Source organism: Vagococcus sp., assembly GCF_036639995.1.
Lineage (GTDB): Bacteria > Bacillota > Bacilli > Lactobacillales > Vagococcaceae > Vagococcus.
Genome location: NZ_JAVWHO010000067.1, coordinates 3,965 through 7,200, shown reverse-complemented (window position 1 = coordinate 7,200; position 3,236 = coordinate 3,965). Strand labels below are relative to the sequence as shown.

Annotated in this window: 3 protein-coding genes; 2 read left to right on the top strand and 1 reads right to left on the bottom strand. The window is 32.4% G+C overall.

All coding sequences use genetic code 11. The annotated features are described in order from the left end of the window. Window positions 1-683, bottom strand: a 683-nt coding sequence (locus RR554_RS11625) for a DsbA family oxidoreductase (RefSeq protein ID WP_332468086.1), incomplete at its 3' end; no start/stop codon positions are given. 158 nt (window positions 684-841) lie between these two features. Between RR554_RS11625 and RR554_RS11620 the strand changes: the two genes are divergently transcribed. Together RR554_RS11620 and yjeM are read left to right on the top strand one after the other, a co-directional pair. After that, window positions 842-1,993 carry a hypothetical protein gene (locus RR554_RS11620; protein WP_332464494.1) on the top strand — a complete coding sequence of 384 codons (1,152 nt, stop codon included), beginning with the start codon at window positions 842-844 and terminating at the stop codon, window positions 1,991-1,993. A 188-nt stretch (window positions 1,994-2,181) separates the two neighbouring features. Continuing rightward, window positions 2,182-3,236: glutamate/gamma-aminobutyrate family transporter YjeM (gene yjeM, locus RR554_RS11615; RefSeq protein WP_332468085.1), on the top strand; the 1,055-nt coding region annotated here is incomplete at its 3' end.

The window sequence follows — 3,236 nt, the reverse complement described above, 5'->3', positions numbered from 1 at the left end:
GTTCCATTTTTGTCTAAATAACATGTACTACCTTCTTCAACTAAAATTAGAGCTTCATGCTCTTCTAAAGCGATTTTTTCAATAGTTTCTTCAATAACTTCTTGTGATTGAGCTCCGTTGATAGGGTATCTTCCGTTGATAACTAAAAAAGGAACGCCATGAATTCCATACTCTTGAGCTAATTTCAAATCATTCTTTACAGCTAATAATGTTTCTTCAGAAGAAAAAATGACTTCAAATTCCTTCCAATCAATATATTCACCTTTGACTATATCTTTTATCACATCAAGTGATTCAATGTCTTGGTTGTGAATAAACAATGCTTCTTGTAGTCTATCGAATACTTGCCAGTAAAGTTTCGCGCCACCTAAAATTTCAGCTGATTTAGCAGCAAGTAATCCGTTTTTTGATGTAGGAAAAGAAAATGTCTTTTCTTTCATTGTTTCAATGTTAAATCGATGAAGGTCATCATTTTGATTGGCATGCACCCAATGTGAAAGAATTTCCTCTTTTGCTTGTTTTCTTGAACCAAACATATTATCAAAGTCAGCCTCATCCCATGCAAGTGCAAATGAGTGATGGCTGATTTTTATATTGGGATATTTAGCTTGAATTTTTCGCATACGATAAGACATTGGAAAGCAGAAACTGCAAATAACATCATGAAAAAATTCAATTTTCATTTATATAACCACCAATCTTTTATTTGTTTTATCATAGCTTTATTAAAATAAAAACACAAAATATATGCTTTAGTATCTTTGTGAAATCAAAGAAACTGCTAGAATAAAGCTTGGTAATAATGATATGATATTAGAGTTTGATAGATAGGAGTGACATGATGAACGTAGATAAATTACCTCAAATAAAAGAATATGGCGTGAAAAATTTTAGACCACTACTAATAAGAGAACGTCACGAAATATATATAAAATTAACTAAAAAGCAAAGAGAACTGATTGATGACCATCGAAAATTTTTGATACGTTCGGAATTTTTAAGAGATAGCTATTTAAAAGCTTCTGATTGGGAGTTTCAAGATTTAAGAATTGATTCGTTTTACCCAAATGACCACCCAAACCAAAAGAAGCTTTATTGTGAGTGCGGTAGAAGACTAAAGTATCAATATATTGTTAAATCAAAAGAAACAGGACTGTCAATTGGTCTAGGTATTCAACATTTTAAAGATCATTTAAATATTCCACAACAAGTGGCTTCAGAAATAACGGAGAGATTGAATAATGTTGATCTTGGTTTGGATGAGCTACTTTGGCTGAAACGCCAGGGAGCAGAATTTCCAGAAGATTTATGGGAAAATTATGCCTATTATTTGTTTGTTTTTCAGCAAAGCGATCAGACAGAGGGAGTAAACTATTCTTTAGCTCAACGTTTTTCTGATTTTAAAGTTGCTCAAATGCCAATTTACATCTCTGATTTTCAAGAAGTTATGATTGAAATCAATAAGCTTAAGACATTAACATCTTCTGGTTCATCAGAAATGATAACAACTGAAAATTTTGAAGTATTTAAGAAAGAACTGCCAAACAACATTCATGTTGAATCTTTATTTAATCAGGCACTTATTTGGTCTAGTCAAATACAAAAAACAATTGAAAAGAATGGAGACACACCAAGGTTACCCGATTCTTTTTTTGAAGAGCTCTATTCAATATTAATGTTAGATGAAAACAAACGAGAAAAAGCGCTACATTATTTTTCAAATAAAGGTATGGGAAAGTGGATACAAAAAGAAGTTTATCTTCATCTTCTGAAAAAAAGTCAGAAATATGGACTCAATGAGCAGTTTTTAAATGAAATACATCCATTTATGAGAGAAGGATTAAAAAAACAAGTTGAAAGGTTAGAAAATAAAAAAGAAAATCTTATTAAAAGTAGAACAGATAGTATTTCTGAGTTACTAATTGATTTGGATAAAGAGATACAATTACAAATTATAGAAACGTTAAAGAACCGAGCAGACAAGGCTAATTAAGAATTAATATAAAGAGTATCTGTTTTTTATTGAAAAGTTGAAAACGGTTAACGTTAAGTGATAATGCTATTAAGGTTGTATAAGATATTGGTTTAATAATGGTTATTTCATTTTAATGTTAAATACTATTTCAATTTAACATGTTATATTTAAATTGCAATAAAAATTGTAGAAAAGGAGAGGTTCAAATGGAGAAAAAACAGAAGTTAACTTTAAAAGCTCTTATTCTTATGATCTTCACTTCAGTATTTGGCTTCACAAACATCATTCGTGCGTATTATTTAATGGGGTATGGCTCTATTATATGGTATGTGCTTGCAGCGGTAACATTCTTCTTACCATTTGCATTTATGTTGTCAGAGTACGGGGCAGCCTTTAAAGATAGTAAAGGTGGTATTTATTCTTGGATGGCTGAGTCAGTTAATCCAAAATTTGCTTTCGTCGGTACATTTATGTGGTACGCGTCTTACATCGTATGGATGGTAAACGTAGGTACTGGTATTTGGATTCCGTTGTCAAATGGTATCTTTGGTGTTGATAAGACACAAACAATGAGCTTTTTTGGCTTAAATGGTGTTCAATCTTTAGGTCTACTTGGTGTTGTCTGGATTTTAATCATTACTTTTGTGTCATCAAAAGGATTGGACAAAATCAAAAAAATTACTTCTGTCGGTGGTACAGCAGTAGCGTTACTTAACGTGGTACTAATCGTAGGTGGTTTAATCATCTTGGCTCTAAACAAAGGTCAAATGGCTGAACCTGTAACTGCAGCTGCATTTACACATTCACCAAATGCGGACTACCAATCAATTATTTCAGTCTTTAGTTTCTTGGTATTTGCTATTTTTGCTTATGGTGGTCTTGAAGTTGTTGGTGGGTTAGTTGATGAAACTGAAAACGCCGAAGTTACTTTCCCTAAAGGGGTAACAATCTCAGCTATTATTATTGCTATTGGTTACGCAGTTGGTATCTTTGTAATGGGTGCTTTCACTAACTGGACATTTGCATTTACACAATTCTCTGATGCAGAAATCACATTAGGTAACGTGGCTTATGTGGCAATGAACAACATGGGTTACCAATTAGGTCTTGCTCTTCATTTACCTGAAGCAACAGCAGTTACAGTGGGTATGTGGGTAAGTCGTTACATGGGTCTTTCAATGTTCTTAGCTTTAACTGGTGCGTTCTTTACATTAATCTTCTCACCATTAAAACAATTAATTGAAGGAACTCCTGAAGAAAT

What these genes read in the sequence shown, in the direction of transcription:
- RR554_RS11620 (WP_332464494.1), top strand. Translation starts at nt 842, where the DNA reads ATGAACGTAGATAAATTACCTCAAATAAAAGAATATGGCGTGAAAAAT.